At 60.0% G+C, this 17,754-nt stretch carries 16 protein-coding genes; 8 read left to right on the plus strand and 8 right to left on the minus strand.

Translation table 11 applies throughout. The features are described from left to right. Window positions 1–1,428, plus strand: coding sequence for an amidase (locus DTP52_RS11200; RefSeq protein WP_109753444.1), 1,428 nt, complete (start codon window positions 1–3; stop codon window positions 1,426–1,428). A gap of 55 nt (window positions 1,429–1,483) precedes the next feature. Next, complete coding sequence (locus DTP52_RS11205; RefSeq protein ID WP_109753445.1) at window positions 1,484–1,852, plus strand: RidA family protein; 369 nt, start codon at window positions 1,484–1,486, stop codon at window positions 1,850–1,852. 30 nt (window positions 1,853–1,882) lie between these two features. Here the strand turns inward: DTP52_RS11205 and DTP52_RS11210 are convergent, their stop codons facing one another. Beyond that, complete coding sequence (locus tag DTP52_RS11210; protein ID WP_109753446.1) at window positions 1,883–2,392, minus strand: Lrp/AsnC family transcriptional regulator; 510 nt, start codon at window positions 2,390–2,392, stop codon at window positions 1,883–1,885. A 200-nt stretch (window positions 2,393–2,592) separates the two neighbouring features. Between DTP52_RS11210 and DTP52_RS11215 the strand changes: the two genes are divergently transcribed. The 4 genes from DTP52_RS11215 to mdeB all read left to right on the plus strand — a co-directional run bounded on the left by DTP52_RS11215 (window position 2,593) and on the right by mdeB (window position 7,382). After that, complete coding sequence (locus DTP52_RS11215) at window positions 2,593–3,609, plus strand: 1-aminocyclopropane-1-carboxylate deaminase (protein WP_109753447.1); 1,017 nt, start codon at window positions 2,593–2,595, stop codon at window positions 3,607–3,609. Between the two features lie 129 nt (window positions 3,610–3,738). Further along, window positions 3,739–4,203: a transketolase gene (locus DTP52_RS11220; RefSeq protein ID WP_109753448.1), complete on the plus strand. Its 465-nt coding sequence runs from the start codon at window positions 3,739–3,741 to the stop codon at window positions 4,201–4,203. A 60-nt stretch (window positions 4,204–4,263) separates the two neighbouring features. Further along, window positions 4,264–4,686 carry a hypothetical protein gene (locus tag DTP52_RS11225; protein WP_109753449.1) on the plus strand — a complete coding sequence of 141 codons (423 nt, stop codon included), beginning with the start codon at window positions 4,264–4,266 and terminating at the stop codon, window positions 4,684–4,686. Beyond that, complete coding sequence (gene mdeB / locus DTP52_RS11230; protein WP_109753450.1) at window positions 4,683–7,382, plus strand: alpha-ketoglutarate dehydrogenase; 2,700 nt, start codon at window positions 4,683–4,685, stop codon at window positions 7,380–7,382. The genes DTP52_RS11225 and mdeB overlap by 4 nt, the downstream gene beginning before the upstream one ends. A 15-nt stretch (window positions 7,383–7,397) precedes the next feature. On the opposite strand, the gene DTP52_RS11235 is transcribed toward mdeB, so the two are convergent. The 7 genes from DTP52_RS11235 to DTP52_RS11265 form a co-directional block, all read right to left on the minus strand. After that, window positions 7,398–8,552, minus strand: coding sequence for a M20 family metallopeptidase (locus DTP52_RS11235; protein WP_109753451.1), 1,155 nt, complete (start codon window positions 8,550–8,552; stop codon window positions 7,398–7,400). Continuing rightward, window positions 8,549–9,973 carry a M20 family metallopeptidase gene (locus DTP52_RS11240; protein ID WP_109753452.1) on the minus strand — a complete coding sequence of 475 codons (1,425 nt, stop codon included), beginning with the start codon at window positions 9,971–9,973 and terminating at the stop codon, window positions 8,549–8,551. The genes DTP52_RS11235 and DTP52_RS11240 overlap by 4 nt, the downstream gene beginning before the upstream one ends. Then, the gene (locus tag DTP52_RS11245; protein ID WP_109753716.1) at window positions 9,970–10,959 is read right to left on the minus strand and encodes an ABC transporter ATP-binding protein; all 990 of its coding nucleotides are present in this window, start codon (window positions 10,957–10,959) and stop codon (window positions 9,970–9,972) included. Before DTP52_RS11245 ends, DTP52_RS11240 begins: the two co-directional genes overlap by 4 nt. Beyond that, entirely contained in the window at window positions 10,956–11,972 is a 1,017-nt protein-coding gene (locus DTP52_RS11250; protein ID WP_109753453.1) for an ABC transporter ATP-binding protein, read from the minus strand. The genes DTP52_RS11245 and DTP52_RS11250 overlap by 4 nt, the downstream gene beginning before the upstream one ends. Before the next feature lie 15 nt (window positions 11,973–11,987). Beyond that, window positions 11,988–12,890, minus strand: coding sequence for an ABC transporter permease (locus DTP52_RS11255; RefSeq protein WP_109753454.1), 903 nt, complete (start codon window positions 12,888–12,890; stop codon window positions 11,988–11,990). Window positions 12,891–12,899: 9 nt separating this feature from the next. Then, a complete protein-coding gene (locus tag DTP52_RS11260; RefSeq protein WP_109753455.1) occupies window positions 12,900–13,817 on the minus strand; it encodes an ABC transporter permease in 918 nt (305 codons plus the stop codon). A gap of 103 nt (window positions 13,818–13,920) precedes the next feature. Next, a complete protein-coding gene (locus DTP52_RS11265; protein ID WP_109753456.1) occupies window positions 13,921–15,441 on the minus strand; it encodes an ABC transporter substrate-binding protein in 1,521 nt (506 codons plus the stop codon). Between the two features lie 183 nt (window positions 15,442–15,624). Between DTP52_RS11265 and DTP52_RS11270 the strand changes: the two genes are divergently transcribed. Both DTP52_RS11270 and DTP52_RS11275 read left to right on the plus strand, forming a co-directional pair. Further along, the gene (locus DTP52_RS11270) at window positions 15,625–16,542 is read left to right on the plus strand and encodes a LysR substrate-binding domain-containing protein (RefSeq protein WP_025569579.1); all 918 of its coding nucleotides are present in this window, start codon (window positions 15,625–15,627) and stop codon (window positions 16,540–16,542) included. A gap of 323 nt (window positions 16,543–16,865) precedes the next feature. Further along, window positions 16,866–17,753 (plus strand): hypothetical protein, encoded by an 888-nt coding sequence (locus DTP52_RS11275; RefSeq protein WP_109753457.1) that lies wholly within the window; start codon window positions 16,866–16,868, stop codon window positions 17,751–17,753. Window position 17,754: the final 1 nt, after the last annotated feature.

The following is a 17,754-nucleotide window of genomic DNA, read 5'->3' on the forward strand; positions in this document are numbered from 1 at the left end:
ATGAGCATCATGGATCGAACCGCTTCCCACAACATTGGCCAATTGCGGCAAGCACTGGAGTCTGGAACACTCACGAGCGAGTCCCTGGTCTGCGCGCAACTGGAGCGGATCGAGCGCTTCAACGGGCAACTCAATGCTTATGTCGAGGCCTACCCTCAACGCGCGCTCGGTGCCGCCATCGCTGCCGATCGGCAGCGAGCCGCAGGTGTCAACCTGGGTCCGTTGCATGGCATTCCGATCGCGATCAAGGATCTGTTCGAAATTGACGGCAAGGCCATAACCGGTGGTTCGCTGGCGCAGACGCCGCGTATCTCGCGGCTTACCGCCACGGCGGTCCAGCGCCTGGAGCGCGCCGGTGCGATCATTATGGGCAAGACCCATACCGTCGAATTCGCTTTCGGCGGGTGGGGCACGAATGCAGTGATGGGCACGCCGTGGAACCCATGGGACCGCGAAGTGCATCGTGCTCCAGGTGGTTCCAGCAGTGGTTCAGCGGTGGCCGTGGCTGGAGGGTTGGCAAGCGCGGCATTGGGCACCGACACCGGTGGCTCGGTGCGGATTCCTGCGGGCATGTGTGGTCTGGTTGGGTTGAAAACCACGCGTGGGTTGGTCAGCCGCCACGGTTTGATCGAATTGTGCCCATCGCTGGATTCGGTGGGGCCGATTACGCACACCGTCGAAGACGCTGCGTGGATGCTTGATGCGCTGCTGGGGCCGGACCCGCTGGACCCGGTCTCGGCCAGATCGCCAGTCTTCAGCGCCGCGGCAGGCTTGAGTCTTCCGGTGGCCGGTCTGCGCATCTGGGTGCTGCCACAGGCCGAACGCGTACACATCGCGCCTGGCGTATTGGCCGCCTATGACCGGGGGCTGGAGCAATTGGCCGCACTGGGCATGCACCTGGTCGAACAGCCGCTACCGACTTCGCTGGAGCAATGCATGCGCGTCGCCGGTGGCCTTATGAGCGCCGAAGGCTACGCCAGCCTTGGCAGTTTGTTCGAGCGCGATGATCTGCGCTTCGATCCTCATGTGCAGCGCCGGGTGCTGAGCGGACGCGCCGTCGACGCGGCGGCCTATATCAATTTGCACAACCAGCGACGTGTTGCTCGCCGAGCCATGGAAGAGGCCATGTCCAACGTCGATGCCTGTGCGTTTCCGACCAACGCCATTGGCAGTGTGCCGTTGAGTCAGGTCGATGAGTACGGGACACCGTTGGCCCTGCTCGGCCGTTTCGCCAACCTGCTCAATCTCTGTTCAGTGGCGCTGCCGGTGGGCTTCGACGAGCAACACATGCCGGTCTCGATGCAGATCGTCGGTCGCGCTTTCGCCGAACCATTGGTCCTGCGGATCGCCCACGCCTATCAGCAAGTCAGTGATTGGCACCAACAGCGGCCTGTGGGTTGGGACCTGCCGGACAGGGTGGTGGCGTAATCCGGTTGAGCGGCAGCACAGTCCCTTAACTTTCTCATTTCATGGATTAAACCCGATGGCAACGATTCAACGTTTTCAGAGCAGCGCGCGGATGTCCGGCGTGGTCAGTCACGGCGATCTGCTTTACCTCTCCGGCCAGGTGCCCACTGACCTACAGTCTGGCATCGAAGCGCAGACGCAGCAGGTGCTGGCCAAGATCGAAGCCTTGTTGGCGTTGGCGGGCAGTGACAAGGGGCAGCTTTTGAGCGCACAGATCTGGCTCAAAGACATTGACCGTGATTTCGCTCCGATGAATTCGGTGTGGGACGCCTGGCTGCCAACCGACAGCGCTCCGGCACGGGCCACTGTTCAGGCACGTCTGGCGCGGCCTGAGGTGCTGGTCGAGATCATGGTTATAGCAGTGAAACCTGCTTCTGGTGTTTGAGAGGACAGGGCCGACTCTTTCTGTCAGGCCTCAAAGGGGGATTTGGGTGGTCGACAAGACCTGGCGCAACCCCATGAACGAGCGAATCTGGCGAACCCCGGGCAGGTAAAGCAATTGCTCCGCGTGGAGCCGGTTGAAGCTGTTGCTGTCCTTGGTTCGTATCAACATGAAGTAGTCGAATTCCCCTGTCACCACATGGCATTCCATGCAGCCGGACACCTTTTGCGCCGCGGCTTCGAAGGCTGCGAAGGATTCCGGCGTCGAGCGGTCCAGCACCACGCCGATCAACACCACCATTCCTGCATCGAGTGCCTGATTGTCCAGCAACGCGACAATGTCCTTGATCAGGCCTGCCTGCTTGAGGCGTTCGACGCGTCGCAGGCAGGCCGGCGCGCTCAGTTTCACCTTCTCGGCGAGCGCCACATTGGAGATAGAGGCGTCTCGCTGCAGGGCCTTGAGAATGGCGCGGTCGGTCCGGTCCAGCGGGTGCGGCTCTGCGCCTGGGGTGCCGGGTTTCCTGTGGCTGTTTATTGCGTTCATGTTGGATTCTGCACAATAAAAATATGTTAAAAGTAGTAATCGATGATTTATGTTTCTTTAATTGACTGAAACTTGCAACACATATTTTTGACTTTGTTCTTAATATTGAACTCATCGAAGCCCCTCTGAAAGAACCTGGAACGCAGCTTTTTTTGCCTTTCGGTCTGGCGCTTGGATATCCATAAACAAGGAGCAGAGTCATGAACCTGAATCGTTTCAAACGTTATCCGCTGACCTTCGGTCCTTCTCCTATCACGCCCTTGAAACGTCTCAGCGAGCACCTGGGTGGCAAGGTCGAGTTGTATGCCAAACGTGAAGACTGCAACAGTGGCCTGGCCTTCGGCGGCAACAAGACGCGCAAGCTCGAATACCTGGTTCCCGAGGCTCTTGAACAGGGCTGCGACACCCTGGTGTCCATCGGTGGGATCCAGTCGAACCAGACCCGCCAGGTCGCCGCCGTCGCCGCACACCTGGGCATGAAGTGTGTGCTGGTCCAGGAAAACTGGGTGAACTACTCCGATGCGGTGTATGACCGCGTAGGCAATATCGAGATGTCTCGCATCATGGGCGCGGACGTACGACTGGACGCCGCCGGGTTCGACATCGGCATCCGACCCAGTTGGGAGAAGGCCATGAACGATGTGCTGGAGCGCGGTGGCAAGCCGTTCCCAATACCGGCGGGTTGTTCCGAACATCCCTACGGCGGCCTCGGGTTCGTCGGCTTTGCCGAGGAAGTACGGGAGCAGGAAAAACAACTGGGGTTCAAGTTCGACTACATCGTGGTCTGCTCCGTGACCGGCAGTACCCAGGCCGGCATGGTCGTCGGTTTCGCCGCGGACGGCCGTTCGAAGAACGTTATCGGCATCGATGCCTCGGCCAAGCCAGAGCAAACCAAGGCGCAGATCCTGCGCATCGCCCGGCACACCGCCGAGCTGGTGGAACTGGGTCGTGAGATCACCGAAGACGACGTGGTGCTCGATACACGCTTCGCTTACCCGGAATATGGTTTGCCCAACGAAGGTACGCTGGAAGCCATTCGTCTGTGCGGCAGCCTTGAAGGTGTGTTGACCGACCCCGTGTATGAAGGCAAATCCATGCACGGGATGATCGAAATGGTCCGCCGTGGCGAGTTCCCCGAAGGCTCGAAAGTGCTTTATGCACACCTGGGCGGGGCACCTGCGCTGAACGCCTACAGTTTCCTGTTCCGCAATGGCTGATCAGCGCCAATAACCTGTAGCAGCGAGCTTGCTCATGAAGCGGTGGGGTAGTCGGCCATCGATGTTGAATGTCACGGCCCCATCGCCGCCCGGAGCAAGCGGCTCCTACCAAGCCGCCGGAGTACCGCCATGCATGCGATATCGCAATCCGCAGTCTGGATCAAGGAACCTTCGGCCGAAGCCGGAGTGGTCATCGTTACCAGCGCTGCGTTGCCCAAATACATGATCGACAAGCTGCACGTAGCGATAGATGACTGGGACCAGGTGGCTTATCTGGCCGTCCAGCAATCCGAGGCGTTGATGGTCGACTGGTTGCGCGGCGGGTCTGGCCCTGAGCAATCGGCTGGGGCGGACGCGTGTTATGCCAGCCAACTGTTGCGTGCTGTCTCCCACGGCAGTTTCTTACTGGATGTCGAAGTCGGCACGGTTCCCGGCTTGACCTGGCTGGGGTCCGTGCACGGTCACCCGTTGCGCGTCGTCGAGCTGGGAGCGATAGCCACTTCCACTGCTGCGATGGATCAACAGGTAGAGCAAGTGCTTTCGGCGACCCGCAGTCTGGCGAAAAGCGTGCTGCAGGCGCACGGCGTCATTTAGCCGGTGTCCGCGCCGATTCGCCTGTTGAATCAACCGCTCCAGACAACAAAGGCGACGCCTATGCGCCAAGCTGCCGACTGTCGTACCAACGCCCCGAAGTGGATGCGCGAGCCTTCAAACTGCACACGTATCGTGGTCATCGCGTGCGGGCTTGATAGCGACCATATTGATTTGATCCATCAGGGGTTCAGCTGTTTTGACAATGTGGCACTGATTCATGTCGATGCTGTGGCCCCGGTACTTGGCCCGCTCGCTGAAGTGCGAGTGGCCAAGGGGGACTATTGTTTTGTCGTGCTCGGTGAACTGGATGAGCGTTTATTGCACGACCTTTCCATCAGTCCGCCCTGCATCTACCCGATTGCTTCGGACGGGGCGGCCGAACGTTCGGTCATTGCTGCGGTAGAACAGGTGAAAAGCCTCGCCCGAGTGAACCGTTCGCACCACCTTGAAGTGTTACCCGACACCTGCAGGAGTTGCTCATGAGTCGGTCCGATATCCAGACCCAATTGCCGGGCCAGATAGCTGAAGATGCACAGGAAATGGCCGAGTGGCAGGAGGCGTTGCTGTCCGTCATCGCCCACGACGGCACGGCCCGGGCAAAACAGATCCTCGACATGCTGGTGACCGTGGCCAGCACCTCCAGGATCGGTTGGCGGCCCAGCCATGGCACGCCTTATATCAATACGATCAGCGTCGAGCAGCAGCCGCTGTTTCCGGGCGACCTGGCGCTGGAAGAGCGACTGGCTTCGATCATGCGCTGGAACGCGCTGGTCATGGTCGCCAGGGCCAACCAGGCCTATGGGGAACTGGGTGGCCACATCGCCAGTTATGCCAGCGCTGCGGATTTGTTCGAGGTGGGCTTCAACCACTTCTTCAAGGCGCGCACCGACACCCGTGGCGCCGACCTGGTGTTCTATCAACCGCACTCGGCGCCGGGCGTCTATGCACGAGCCTTTCTGGAAGGGCGCCTCGAGGAACAGGACCTGCAACATTATCGGCAAGAGATCAGCGCACGTGCCAATGGCGCCCGGGGTCTGTCGAGCTACCCGCACCCGTGGTTGATGCCGGACTTCTGGCAGTTCCCGACCGGCTCGATGGGCATTGGTCCGATCAGCTCGATCTACCAGGCGCGGTTCATGCGTTACCTGCACCACCGTGGTTTGCAGGACACCACCGGGCGCACGGTGTGGGGGGTATTCGGCGACGGTGAAATGGATGAGCCGGAAAGCATGTCGGCACTGACCCTGGCGGCGCGTGAAGGACTGGATAATCTGGTCTGGGTGGTCAACTGCAACCTCCAGCGCCTGGACGGTCCGGTGCGTGGCAACGGTCGCATCATCGATGAGCTGGAGGCGCTGTTCGGCGGGGCCGGCTGGAACGTCATCAAACTGGTCTGGGGCTCCGACTGGGACGGATTGTTCGCCCGGGATAAAGACGGCGCGCTGGTCCGTGCATTGTCGGCCACGGTCGACGGCCAGTTCCAGACGTTCGCGGCCAAGGATGGGCGCTTCAACCGCGAGCATTTCTTCGGCCAGGACGAAGCCCTGGCGCATTTGGCCCAAGGCTTGACCGATGAACAGATCGATCGCCTCAAACGGGGTGGTCATGACCTGGTGAAAATCTTTGCCGCGTATCAAAGCGCAGTGCTCGAGGGCAAGAAACCTACGGTGATCCTGGCCCAGACCAAGAAGGGCTTCGGCATGGGCGATGCCGGGCAGGGCAAGATGACCGTGCACCAGCAGAAGAAACTCGACAAGGACGCCTTGATCGCTTTCCGTAACCGCTTCAATTTGCCGTTGACCGATGAGCAGGCCGCCTCGCTGAGCTTCTTCAAACCCAGCGACGACAGTGCCGAAATGCGTTACCTGCATGCACGTCGCCGGGCATTGGGCGGGTACATGCCGTCGCGGCCCACCACTTCGGCGTCGTTGGCTGTGCCTGACCTCAACAGCTACGCCGGGTTTGCCCTCACCGCCGAAGGCAAGGAAATGTCCACCACCATGGCCTTCGTGCGCATGCTCAGCGGTTTGCTGCGGGACAAGCAACTGGGGCCGCGAATCGTACCGATCGTGGCGGATGAAGCGCGCACCTTCGGCATGGCCAGCCTGTTCAAGCAGATCGGCATCTACTCCAGCGTGGGGCAGCGTTATGAGCCGGAGGACATTGGTTCGATCCTGAGTTATCGAGAAGCCCTGGACGGGCAGATTCTCGAAGAGGGCATCAGCGAGGCCGGCGCCATCAGTTCCTGGGTGGCTGCCGCGACCAGCTACTCGGTGCATGGCCTGCCGATGTTGCCGTTCTACATCTACTACTCGATGTTCGGCTTCCAGCGCATCGGCGACCTGATCTGGGCCGCGGCCGATCAGCGCGCTCGCGGGTTCCTGCTCGGCGCCACGGCGGGGCGTACCACGCTGGGCGGTGAAGGTTTGCAACACCAGGACGGCAACAGCCATTTGATGGCGTCGATGGTGCCTAATTGCCGTGCTTACGACCCGGCGTTCGCCAGTGAGTTTGCGGTGATTCTGGATCACGGCATGCGCCAGATGCTGGAGCGCCAGGTCGACGAGTTTTACTACGTCACGCTGATGAACGAGAACTACCCGCAGCCGAGTCTTGCCGAAGGTGTCGAGCAGGCGATCATCAAGGGCATGTACCGGTTCGCCCGGCATGAAGGCAAGGAGGCGCGCGGCCGCGTCCGCCTGTTGGGCTCCGGCGCGATCCTGCTCGAGGTGATCGCGGCGGCCGAGTTGTTGGCCCGCGATTGGAACATCGGCAGCGAAGTCTGGAGCGTCACCAGCTTCACCGAACTGGCTCGTGATGCACGGGAAGTGGAGCGCTGGAATCGCCTGCACCCCGGACAACCTGCGAAATGCAGTCATGTGCAAGAATGCCTCGACGACTCGGCGCCGATCATTGCCTGTACCGATTACGTGCGTGCCTTGCCCCAGTTGATCGCCAGTTACCTCGACGCCCGTTACACCGTGCTCGGCACCGACGGGTTTGGCCGCAGCGATACCCGCAACCAGCTGCGCAGGTTCTTCGAAGTGGACCGCCACCAGATTGTCTTGAGTGCGTTGACCTCACTGGTGCATGAGGGGCGTCTGGACGCCAGTGTCTGTGCCGAGGCCATTGAACGGTACGCTATTGACGTTGACGCCGTAGTCCCTTGGGAGGCTTGAAACCGGGCAATGACTTCAACGGCTCTCGCCGACAGCCAGAATGGTCGCCACCAGGGCCTGGGCACGGGGCACCAGCGTGTCCAGTTCCAGATATTCACGATCGGTATGGACCTTGCCACCCACCGGCCCGAGGCCACACAGAGTGGGAATGCCCAGGCTGGCGGTGAATCCGGAGTCGGCGCAACCGCCGGTGAACTCGCCTTCGACGCTGAAACCCAGCGCCAGCGCTTGTTGTTGGTAGATGCGCAGCAGCCGTTCGCTGTGATGGGCTTCCATCGGTAGAAAGGTCGTCGCTTCCTTGAGGATGGCGCTGGTGCCGATCAGTTCTTCTTCTGCGACGATGGCCAGGATTGCGCTAAGGATCTGGTCCCAGTGCTTGAGTTCGATGAAGCGCACGTCCAGCCGCGCGCAGGCGCTGGGCGCGACGGTGTTGCTGGACGTGCCACCGGATATCAGGCCAACGTTAGTGGTGATGCCTGCCGGATAGTCGGTCAAGGCATGGAGCTTGACGATCTTGCGTGCCAGGGCCTCGATGGCGCTGGCGCCGTCGGCATGGTTGACCCCGGCATGCGCCGCGCGGCCGCTGACTTCGATGATCAGCGTGGCACCGCCTTTGCGTGCGCTGACCACGTTGCCGCTGGCCCGGCCGGGTTCGGTATTGAGCACGGCACGCGCGCCACGGGCGGCTTTTTCGATATGGGTTCTGGCGCTGCCGGAACCGATTTCTTCGTCACCGGTGTACAGAACCTGTACCGGATAGGGCAACTGACCGGCGCGTTTGAGAGCCTTGAGGGCGAAGCAATTGAGCACCAGGCCGCCTTTCATGTCGGCGACGCCAGGGCCATAGGCGAGGTCGGCGTCGCGGCTGTAGCCGCGAGTCGTGGTGGTGCCTTTGGGAAACACCGTGTCGCGATGGCCGAGCAACAGCACCGGCTTTCCTGCGGCGCCCGGCACTTCGGCGAGCATCACGTCGCCAAAACCATCGACCGGCATGCGCTGGAGCAGGATGCCGTCGGCTTCCAGTTCAGCCGCGAGCAGCGCGCCCACAGCGTCGACGCCGGCCTTGTCATAGCTGTTGGAGTCGGTGTCGACGATGCGCTGCAGCAGCGCTTCCATGGCTGGGCGCTGGTCGGCGAGCCAGTCCAGCGCCTGTTGTGGATTGGCACTCATTGCGCCTGCTCCCGTAACTGATGTTCCTGGGTCAGGCGTGCCGCGTCGTTGCCCAGGTCCCAGAATAGCCCTGCCATGATTTGCAGGCTTTCCTTGACCACCGATGCCAGCAAGTGCTCGTTCGGCGCATGTTGTGAGCAGGCCGGGTACGAGTGCGGCACCCACAGGGTTGGCAGGCCGAGCACGTCCGCGAACACATCGTTGGGCAGCGAGCCACCGAGGTTTGGCAGCAGCGCAGGTTTTTTGCCGGTGGTCTGGGCCAAGGAGCCGAGTGCCCAACTGACCCACGGGCTTTGCGGATCCAGCCGAGTGGCATGCATCACATCGATGCGGCTTTGCCTGACCTCGACATTGCTGAAGCCGTGAGCATCCAGGTGGGCACGAACAGCCGGGATAAAGGTCGTGTAGTCGCTGTTCACCACGAAGCGGATATGGCAGTGGGCATTGGCTTTACCCGGGATCGCATGCACGGGGGCGTCCGGGTTGCCGGTCTTGAAGGCGATGACGTCGAGGGTGTTCCAGCCGAACACCTTTTCGCTCAGCGAGAGCTGCGGGTTACCCCAGTTGGCGTCGATTTCCGGATCGCCCGGCCCGCCACCCACGTCAATATCCGCCAGTGCCTGGCGAACCGGCTCCGGCAGTGTCTCGGGCTGCAGGCCTGCCACTTTCACCCGACCGTGTTCATCGACCATGCTCGCGATGGCATTGGCCAGGATGATGCCAGGGTTAGCCAGCAACCCGCCCCAGTTGCCAGAGTGATGGGCGCCCTCGCGCAAATTGACCACCAACTCGAAGTTGAACACCCCACGTGAGCCCAGAAAAATCGTCGGTCGTGATGCCGCCAGGCGCGGGCCGTCCGAGGCGATGAAAATATCCGCCGCGAGCTCTTTGCTGTGCGCGGCACAGAACGCATTCAAGCCCGGCGAGCCTTCTTCTTCGCCCATTTCCAGCAGCAACTTGACGTTGAACCCCAGCTTGCCGTCGCGAGCCTTGAGCGTTTGTTCGAGCGCGGTCAGGTTGATCAGGTGCTGGCCCTTGTTATCCGCCGTGCCGCGGCCGTACCAGCGATCGCCTTCGACCGTGACTTGCCACGGCGACAGGCCTTCACGCCATTGCGCCTCATAGCCGCGCACCACATCACCGTGGCCGTAGCTGAGCACGGTCGGCAGCTCTGGGTGCTCAATGCGTGTGGCGATCATGAAAGGGCCGCGCTCTGCCACCGGGTTGTCATAGATTTTGACGCTGAAGCCCATCGCCTCGACGTGCGGGGTGATGAAGTCATTGAGGTAGCGATACAACTCGGGCTGGCTGTCCGCTGCCTGGCTTTCGGTGGGCAAGGCGACGCTACGTTCGAGCAGATTGAAAAATGCGCCGTTGTTAAATTGCTCTGTGGTGTTGCTGATGGCCAGTGAACGACTCATGAGTGGACAAGCTCCAGTGTTTGGGCAGGATTGTCGTGAAGGTGGCAACGCACGTTGCCCCCGATAATCGAATCATTGGCCGGGTAGGCCGTTTTGCACGGTGCGAAGCAGCTCGGGCACCGCGGATGGAAGGCGCAACCGGACGGCGGCGACATCGGATTGGGGAAGGTGCCGTGCAGGCCGATTTCGGGAATGCCCAGGCGCGGATCGGGCGTGAGCACCGAATCCAGCAAGGCGCGGGTATAAGGGTGGCCGGGTTTGGCGAACAACGATTCGCGAGTGCGCTCTTCGACGATGCGCCCCAGGTACATCACCGCGACCCGGTCGGCGAGGTGTTCGATGACCGCGAGGTTGTGGCTGATCAGCAGGTAGGTCAGGCCGAATTCGCGCTTGAGGTCTTGCAGCAGGTTGAGAATCTGCGCCTGCACCGACACATCCAGTGCTGATGTGGGCTCGTCGCAAATCAATACATCGGGGCGCATGATCAGCGCCCGTGCGATCGCGACCCGCTGGCGTTGTCCGCCGGACAGCTGACTCGGGTAGCTGTCGATCACCCGCTTGGGCAGGCCGACCACATCGAGCATCTCTTCGGTCTTCTTGCGTCGCTCGGCAGGGTTGCCGATGTCATGCACGATCAGCGGTAGGGTAATGATTTCGCGCAGGGTCTTGCGCGGGTTCAGCGAGGAGTACGGGTCCTGGAATATCGGCTGAATGTGCCGGGACATTTCCTTGCGATCAGTCGCCGCCAGATGTTTGCCATTGACCAGCACATCGCCGCTGGTAGGCGGCAACAGGCCGAGCAGGAGTTTTGCCAGGGTACTTTTTCCGCAACCGGACTCACCTACCAGGCCGAGGGTCTCGCCCCGCATCAGGCGCAGGGAAACGCCATCCACGGCCTTCAGGGTGGCGGCGGGTTTGAAAAAGCCCTTGTTGATCCGAAACTCGCGACGGATGTCACACAGCTCCAAAGCGATGTCTTTTTTCATGACCATGCACTCTTCTGATGGCGAATCGGTGCTGGGTCCGGAGCGGCGAACAGGCAGCGCGCCATGTGTCCGTTCTGCTCGACTTCGGGGATGTCTTGCGCGCAGGCCGGTATCGCCTGAGCGCAACGATTGCGGAACGCGCAACCTTGCTGTTCGCCAACCAGGCTTGGCACCAGGCCTGGAATCGAACCCAGCGCCTCCCCCGGTTTGGTCCGGCCAGGGATAGGAATACTGGCCAGCAGACCGCGGGTGTACGGATGCTGCGGGTTCTCGAACAGTTGCAGGGCAGGGGCCGTCTCGACGATTTCCCCGGCATACATCACGGCGACCCGATCGGCGATCCGTGCCACCAGCCCGAGGTCGTGGGTGATGAAGATCACCGCCAGGCCGAGTTCTTTCTGGATGTCGCGGATCAAGCGCAGGATCTGCGCCTGGATGGTCACGTCCAATGCAGTGGTGGGCTCATCGGCGATGATCAGGTCCGGTTCGCACATCAACGCCATGGCAATGATCACCCGCTGGCGCAAACCGCCCGAAAGCTGATGCGGATACTGACGCAAGCGCTCGGTGGCATTGCTGATACCGACTTTCTCCAGCATCTGCGCGGCGCGAGCCAGGGCATCCTTGCGGGACACCTTGCGATGCTGAATCAGCACTTCGCTGAGCTGATCGCCAATGCTGTAGGCCGGGTTCAGCGAGGTCATCGGTTCCTGGAAGATCATCGCCAGGCGGTTGCCGCGCAGGTCGCACATGCGCCGCTCGCTCTGGCCCAGCATGTCGATTCCGTCCAGGGTCAGCCGGGACGCAGTGCGTTTGGCCTTGCGTGGCAACAGGTCCATCAGCGCCAGCGAGGTCAAGGATTTGCCGCAGCCGGACTCACCGACGATGCACAACATTTCACCGCGCTCGACTTCAAAGTTCAGACCGCGCACTGCATGCAGCATGTCATCCGGTGTCGGGCTGTTGCCCATGGGGATATCCACGCGCAGGTTTTCTACATGGAGTAGTGCCATGTTCGGTACCCTCTTTCAGTTACGGCCGTCGGGCAGAATCAGATCGCGCAGGCCATCGCCGACCAGGTTGATGCCCAGCACCAGAATCATCAGGGCGACACCGGGAATGGCGATGACCCACGGGGAAAAGAACATGTAGGGTTTGCCTTCGGCGATCATCAAACCCCAGGACGGTGTCGGCGGCTGCACACCCACGCCGAGGAATGACAACGCCGACTCCAGGAGGATCGCGTGGGCCATTTCCAGCGTCGCGACGACGATCAGCGCGCCGACCAGGTTGGGCAGGATTTCGCTGACCAGAATGCGCAGGGTCGAGCAGCCAAGCGCCTGGGCCGAGGCCACATATTCAGCATCGCGAATCTGTTGCACCGAAGCCCTGACCACCACCGCGAAGCGATCCCATAACAGGCAGCCGAGCAGCACGATCACCACTTTCAACGAGCCGCCCATCAGCGAGGCCGAGGCCAGCGCGACCATCACGACCGGCATCGCCAGCCGAGTGGTGATCAGGTAGCTGATGAACGCATCGACCTTGCCGCCGTAGTAACCGGCCAACAGCCCCATGACGGTGCCGATAAAGCCGGAAATCAGCGCCGCCGCAATGCCGATGAACAGCGAGATACGTGCGCCGTAGAGCAGTCGCGACAGGTAGTCACGGCCCAGCTTGTCGGTTCCCAGGGGGTACTCCCAGGTGCCGTTGGCCATCCATGCCGGCGGTTTCATGCGCAGCATCACGTCTTGCGCATAAGGGTCGTAAGGTGCCAGCCACGGCGCGAACAATGCACCCGCGAAGATGATCAGCAACAGCACCGCGCCGATGGCGAAACCCCGGTGACGAAAGCTCTTGCCAAGTACTCGGCTCAGGCTGCTCGGGGGTGGCAGGTAGTCATTGATCGCGAGGGTCGTGGGAGTGCTCATGTAAACCTCCTAGCGCACGCGAATGCGCGGGTCGAGCAGTGCGTTGAGCACGTCGGCCAGCAAGGTGAGGATGATGTAGATCACCGCAATCAGCAGGACCACGGCCTGTACCACCGGAAAGTCATCACGGGCGATGGCGTCCCAGGCAAGCTGTCCGATGCCTTGCAGGGAGAACACGGTTTCGATCACGACCGAACCGCCGAGCATGAAGCCAAACTCCACCGCCGCCAGTGCGACGACCGGAATCAAGGCATTGCGCAGTGCATGCTTGAACAACACGCGGGCAGGGCGCAGGCCCTTGGCACGGGCGGTGCGGATGTAATCGGAGCTGAGCACATCAAGCATGCCTGCGCGCGTCAGGCGCATGATTGCCGGCGTCGCGTAGTAGCCCAAGGCAATGGCCGGCATGACGAAGTGCAGCATGGTCGAGTTACCGGATACCGGCAGCCACTTGAGCGTCACCGCAAACACCACGATCAACATCAGCGCAAACCAGAAACTGGGCATTGCCTGACCCAGCACCGCAATGCTCAAGGCCAGTCGGTCAACCCAGGTGTCGCGTTTGACCGCGGCCAGCACGCCCAGTGGAATTGCCACCAGCAAGGCGATACCCAGCGCCATGGCGCCTAGCCCGAGGGTAATCGGCAAGCGGCTGGCGACGAGGTTGTAGACCGATTCCTGAAAGAAAAAGGAGTTGCCCAGGTCCAGCTGCAACAAATCTCCCAGCCAGTTGAAGTACTGGGTCGGTAGCGGTTTGTTCAAACCGTACTGCACGCGGATCTGTTCGATCTGTTCGCTGGTGGCTTCCGGCCCACCAATAGCCGTGGCCAGGTCGCCGGACAGGTGCAAAAGCGAAAAGCTGATCACCGACACGGTAATGGCAACGCAAACAGCTATGCCCAGACGGCGCAGAAGGAATCCAAGCATGGCAAGTTTCCTCGTATCCAATGGATGACAGGTGTGAGGACGTGTCCGTGGTGCGACTTAATCCACACCACGGCACCTCTCGATCAATCCGCTCGGTTGCGGATTACTTCCAGCTGGACTGAACGAAACGCGGCAGCTCATCCGGGTACGACGTGAACGCGAGTTCGGAGGTGTAGGCGTAGTTCATCGAGTAGTTGAACAGCGGCGCCCAGTACGCCTGTTCGCTGATGCGCTGCAGCGCCTTGCGGTAGTTGTCCTTGCGCAATTGCGGGTCGAGGGCGTTGTCAGCGGTCTGCAACCAGCTCTGGACTTGTGGGTCCTTGATGTTGTCGTCCGGATTACCCTTGAACCAGGTGCCGGCCGACGCCGAAGTGTCGAGGATCGAGAACGAGCCCCAGGCCTGAAACGACATGGGCACCTTGCCGCCACGTTGCTGATCGCGCAGTGCGGCGTACTTCAAGTAGCGCAGCTTGGCGTTGATGCCCACGGCACGTAGGTTGCCGATGATGGCTTCGACGTAATCACGGTCGCGATAAGCGAAGATTTCTGTCTCGAAGCCATTTGGGTAACCGGCTTCGGCGAGCAGCGCCTTGGCTTTGGCCGGGTCGTAGTCGTAGACCGTGGCCGCGGTGGTATCGCAGCCGAATTGGCCTGGATAACAGGCAACCTGCAAGGGTTTGGCTTCGCCACCCACCATTTGCGTGGCCAGTGCATTGCGGTTGATCGCATGGTTGATGGCCTGACGCACCTTGAGGTTCTTCATCGGCGAGTTTTCAGTGGAGGTGCCCCGGGCATCGAGAATCAGGAAGCCGATGCGCATGGTTTCGCCGCTGGTCACGGTCAGGTTCGGCATACCTCTAAGGTCGACGGCCTGATCCGAGGTCACACGCCAAGTCCAGTCGACACCGTCGGTCATCAACTCGGCCAGGCGGGTTTCTGCATCCGGAATCACCCGGAACTTGAGGTGGCCGATATGGGGCTTGCCTTGAGGGCTGTCCGGAAAGTAGTCCTTGTTGATCTCCATGGTCACGCCTTCGCCAGCTACCACCGACGTCGCTTTATACGGCCCGGTACCCACTGGCTTGCGGCTGAATTCGGCCAGGCCGACCTTCTCGAAGTACTGCTTGGGGAACATCGGGACGGCGTTGGACAGGTATTCCAGTGCCGGAGGGAAAGGCTTCTTCAAATACAGGCGGACACTGTAGTCACCGGTTTTTTCGGCGCTCTTGATCCAGTCTACGTTTTGCACGGTAACGACTTTCGCTTCGGGCGACACCACGTAGTTGAGGGTGAACACCACATCGTCGGCGGTGAAGGCGTCGCCGTTGTGAAATTTGACGCCTTTGCGCAGCTCAAAATCGATGGTGGTGTCGTCGACCTGTTTCCAACTGCTGGCCAGCATGGGTTTGTATTCGCCATTGCTGGGGTCGCGGTAGATCAGGTTGTCCCAGATCAGCCGGCCGAGAATCACACCTTCGCGTAAATCGTTGTGATAGGGGCTGATGTTTTCAGGTTCGCTGTCGGAAGCGTAAACCAGGGTGTCGTTGGCTTTACCGGCATGTGCCGGAAAACTGCTGATGAGGCCCAACAGCGCAATGCTGCAGGCGAAACCTTTGATGCCCATGCCGTCGTCTCCGTTGGCGAGAGTGGTTGAATCAAAGGGCAGCGAATCGCAAATGCGTAAAGGAGGGGGAGAAGCTCAGGTCATGTTTTTGGTCTAGACACGAATGTAGGGAAAGGCTATCAATGCCACAAGAATAATATTTCGATACTTGCGTTGCCGAAAAGGCAATCCTTGGGGGCGCCGATGCAGTTGTATGGTGTGCAGTCCACGGCACTGCGTTATTTCCTGGAGGTAGCGCGATGCGGATCGATCAGCGAAGCCTCCGTGCGCTTGAATGTCGCCGCGTCAGCGGTGAGCCGACAAATCGCCAAGCTTGAGTTGGCCCTGGATGCCAGTTTGTTTGAGCGTCGGGCCCGAGGCATGGTACTCAGCGAGGCAGGGGCGCGATTGGCGGCCTATGCGCGCAAGTCGCAGCTTGAGGCCGAGCAGGTGGTGCTGGAAATTACCGAACTGCATGGCTTGCAGCGGGGTCATGTGCACGTTGCCTGTTCGGAAGGATTTGCTCTGGAATACATGCCCAGGAGCATCAGCGCGTTCAGGCGCGAGTACCAGGGCATTCATTTCACGTTGGAGGTTTGTGCACCCGCCGAAGCGACCGAGAAGGTGCGCTCCGGCGAAGCCGATCTGGCGATGACCTTCAGCCTGACGCCGCAAAAGGAAATCAAGGTCGAACATGTCCTGAGCGGGGCGATTTTTGCCGTGGTCGCCAATTCCCATCCCTTGGCCGGGCGTGAAGCGGTCAGCCTCGCTGAGTTACAACCCTGGCCCATTGCGTTACCCAAGGCCGACACGACGATACGGCAACTGTTCGATATCTGTTGCGGCGTACAGGGGTTGTTGTTCGACCCTGTGTTGACCACCAACTACGTTGCCGCGCTCTATAGCTTCGTCCGCGAAGAAGGCGTTATCAGCCTGGCCAGCGAGATGACCTTGCAAAAGCAGGTGGCGGACAAGGCCCTGCAATGCGTGCCGATCCTCGACGAAGGCATGCAGGCACGACGCATCGAACTGCAAAGCATGGCTGGCCGAAATTTACCGGCCGCGGTTTCTGCGTTCAGGGATTTTCTGATTGCTGATCTGGGGAAAGCGAAGCGTCGTTGAAAAGGCCTGGTTACTTGATGCTTCGGCCTGCTGGGCATATCCACGCAAGTACCGTTGAAGCCTCGAGCTCACTGAATTTCAGGCACAAAAAAAGACGTCCTGGATGTCTTTAGATGATGTAGTTGCCGATCCCTAACGCCGAGCTCCATGTAACTACCGACGATTCGGTGAATATTTTTTTTATAACCTTATGTCTTAAGAGTATTGGTGCTTAGATTCTTCACGATGTACTAATCGCTTCGAAGCCAGGTTGGATCCAAAAACTCAGGCCATTCCCTTGCCAGTCTGTCACAAAACTTGGAAAGCGCTCAGGACGGTGATCCATGGACGATCAGAAAATTTTGGATGAAGTGAAAGATTGGTTCATCAGTTGTTTGGGATGCGCGGCGGGTAGGCGAGAGTTTAGTAAGAATCGCTATATGCTGGCTATTGCTCGAACCGCGCAAGAGGCCAGGGATAGCTTTGAGGCTTATGTACGAGCGCTCGAGGCCAGGGAGGCAGTAGCTTGTCTAATCATCTGCCCGACCACCAGCGCAGAGCAAAGCACGTACAGCGTGGCTCAAGAAGTTCGACGTCTGTCTGCCCTGTTCAGTCCGCTCAGTGAGTTCTCTGCCGAAGAGTTGGCGACGGGCCGCGCTCTAAACAAAAAGCTCTATCTGACGTGTCCGGTCACCAACGTTAAAGTGTTGTTCGAAGACTTTGATGCGGTTGCATTTTGTCCACAGTCAGATGATCTGGATGACGAACTTTATGACCCTTTGATGTCAGCACCGATTCCAGCGGTCAACTTCAACTCCGATGTGTATGCCTTTTCAATATTCTGCCGTGACATGAGCCTGCAGAAGTTCAAACGCGAGGTGTATGAGTTGACCTCGGCAGAGCGCGGTCAGCTCTACGAGGTGGTGTTACATGGTTGGCAGCGTATTGCTGAGAAGACTCTGGGCAATTACATCAATATGACTGACGTTGAAAAGTGTCCGGTCTACTTGCATGACAACAATCAATACTGGTTCGCCAATCATCAGGACCCGGCGTTTGCAGAGTCGGTAAAGGCATTGTATCGACACGATATGCCGTTGATTTACGTGCCCAAGATATTTTGCGAATGGGAGCAGTATTTCGCCACCGGGCGTCTACCGGATTTCAGCGAGACCGCCACCCCTGGCAGCCAACACCTGGACGCAACTGAGTCCACTCTAGAGGCCATTTGAA

Source organism: Pseudomonas sp. 43mfcvi1.1, from assembly GCF_900115935.1.
GTDB lineage: Bacteria > Pseudomonadota > Gammaproteobacteria > Pseudomonadales > Pseudomonadaceae > Aquipseudomonas > Aquipseudomonas bijieensis.

What these genes read in the sequence shown, in the direction of transcription:
- DTP52_RS11200 (WP_109753444.1), top strand. Translation starts at nt 1, where the DNA reads ATGAGCATCATGGATCGAACCGCTTCCCACAACATTGGCCAATTGCGG.
- DTP52_RS11205 (WP_109753445.1), top strand. Translation starts at nt 1,484, where the DNA reads ATGGCAACGATTCAACGTTTTCAGAGCAGCGCGCGGATGTCCGGCGTG.
- DTP52_RS11210 (WP_109753446.1), bottom strand. Translation starts at nt 2,392, where the DNA reads ATGAACGCAATAAACAGCCACAGGAAACCCGGCACCCCAGGCGCAGAG.
- DTP52_RS11215 (WP_109753447.1), top strand. Translation starts at nt 2,593, where the DNA reads ATGAACCTGAATCGTTTCAAACGTTATCCGCTGACCTTCGGTCCTTCT.
- DTP52_RS11220 (WP_109753448.1), top strand. Translation starts at nt 3,739, where the DNA reads ATGCATGCGATATCGCAATCCGCAGTCTGGATCAAGGAACCTTCGGCC.
- DTP52_RS11225 (WP_109753449.1), top strand. Translation starts at nt 4,264, where the DNA reads ATGCGCCAAGCTGCCGACTGTCGTACCAACGCCCCGAAGTGGATGCGC.
- mdeB (WP_109753450.1), top strand. Translation starts at nt 4,683, where the DNA reads ATGAGTCGGTCCGATATCCAGACCCAATTGCCGGGCCAGATAGCTGAA.
- DTP52_RS11235 (WP_109753451.1), bottom strand. Translation starts at nt 8,552, where the DNA reads ATGAGTGCCAATCCACAACAGGCGCTGGACTGGCTCGCCGACCAGCGC.
- DTP52_RS11240 (WP_109753452.1), bottom strand. Translation starts at nt 9,973, where the DNA reads ATGAGTCGTTCACTGGCCATCAGCAACACCACAGAGCAATTTAACAAC.
- DTP52_RS11245 (WP_109753716.1), bottom strand. Translation starts at nt 10,959, where the DNA reads ATGAAAAAAGACATCGCTTTGGAGCTGTGTGACATCCGTCGCGAGTTT.
- DTP52_RS11250 (WP_109753453.1), bottom strand. Translation starts at nt 11,972, where the DNA reads ATGGCACTACTCCATGTAGAAAACCTGCGCGTGGATATCCCCATGGGC.
- DTP52_RS11255 (WP_109753454.1), bottom strand. Translation starts at nt 12,890, where the DNA reads ATGAGCACTCCCACGACCCTCGCGATCAATGACTACCTGCCACCCCCG.
- DTP52_RS11260 (WP_109753455.1), bottom strand. Translation starts at nt 13,817, where the DNA reads ATGCTTGGATTCCTTCTGCGCCGTCTGGGCATAGCTGTTTGCGTTGCC.
- DTP52_RS11265 (WP_109753456.1), bottom strand. Translation starts at nt 15,441, where the DNA reads ATGGGCATCAAAGGTTTCGCCTGCAGCATTGCGCTGTTGGGCCTCATC.
- DTP52_RS11270 (WP_025569579.1), top strand. Translation starts at nt 15,625, where the DNA reads ATGCAGTTGTATGGTGTGCAGTCCACGGCACTGCGTTATTTCCTGGAG.
- DTP52_RS11275 (WP_109753457.1), top strand. Translation starts at nt 16,866, where the DNA reads ATGGACGATCAGAAAATTTTGGATGAAGTGAAAGATTGGTTCATCAGT.